The organism is Bradyrhizobium sp. (assembly GCF_030654605.1).
Taxonomy (GTDB): Bacteria; Pseudomonadota; Alphaproteobacteria; order Rhizobiales; family Xanthobacteraceae; genus Bradyrhizobium.
Window position 1 is genome coordinate 1 of the sequence record NZ_JAURXB010000006.1, and the last position, 1,275, is coordinate 1,275.

Consider the following 1,275-nt stretch of genomic DNA (forward strand, 5'->3'; position numbering starts at 1 on the left):
GCCACGAACAGGTCCTCGCGCGCAAAGCCCTGACGTACCAGCGTCTGCTCCGGCGCCACCGTCACCGGATTGGTGTTCTGGATCAGCATCGCCTTGACCGGCGGGCCGTTGTGCAGCGCTTCGGCATCGCCGGTCAGGATGCGCCCGATCCTCGATTGGTCGAGCGCGCGCGTAGTTGGATCGATGGCGTCGTGGCCCTCGATGATCGATTCGTCGAACTTCCAGATCGCGTAATTGTTGAAGAACGCGCCGCCGCCCTCGTACTGCCAGGCGCCGGTCACCGCCGGAATGCACAGCGCGGCATGCATCTGCGCCGCCCCATTGCGGCTGCGGGTAAAACCATAGCCCAGGCGGAAGAAAGATCGTTTGGTCTGGCCGACCAAACGCGCGAACGCCTCGATCTCGCTCACCGGCACGCCGCAAATGGAGGAAGCCCATTCCGGCGTGCGGGTTTTCAGATGCGCCTCGAGTTCGTCAGGGCAGTCGGTATAGCGCTCCATATAGGCGCGATCCGCATAACCCTCACGGAACAGCACGTGCATGACACCGCAGGCGAAGGCGCCGTCGGTGCCGGGCCGCAGGATGATCTTGATATCGGCCTGCTTCATGGTGTCGTTGTTGTAGATGTCGATCGCCGCGATTTTCGCGCCGCGCTCCTTGCGGGCGCGCATCGCATGCGTCATCACATTGACCTGGGTATTCACCGGATTGGTGCCCCAGATCACGACGAGGTCGGAGACGCCCATCTCGCGCGGATCGACGCCGGCGATCTTGCCGGTGCCGATGGCGAATCCGATCCGCGCGACATTGGCGCAGATCGTCTGGTAGAAGCGGGAATATTTCTTCACATGCGCGAGGCGGTTGATGCCGTCGCGCATCACGAGACCCATGGTGCCGGCGTAGTAATACGGCCAGACCGATTGGGCCCCGAACTCGCGCTCGGCCGCGTCGAACCGCGCGGCGATCTCGTCCAGCGCTTCGTCCCACGAAATCCGAGCGAATTGTCCGGAGCCCTTCGGGCCGGTCCGGCGCATCGGATGGATCAGCCGGTCGGGATGATGAATGCGCTCGGCATAGCGCGCGACCTTGGCGCAGACGACGCCGGCGGTATAGGTCTGCAGCCTGGAGCCGCGCACCCGGCCGATCGAGGCGCCATCGATCACCTCGACATCGAGGGCGCAGGCCGACGGGCAATCGTGCGGACAGGTGGAATGCCGGATGTCGATTCTTGGCTGCTGGTTCATGCCCCGATTGCTAGCATCAAAAACCGGGGCA

1 protein-coding gene is annotated in these 1,275 nt (G+C 64.0%); it reads right to left on the minus strand.

All coding sequences use genetic code 11. The annotated features are described in order from the left end of the window. The coding region (locus Q7U29_RS00280; protein ID WP_304737247.1) for a molybdopterin-dependent oxidoreductase at nucleotides 1-1,244 on the minus strand (1,244 nt) is incomplete at its 3' end. Nucleotides 1,245-1,275 lie beyond the last annotated feature (31 nt).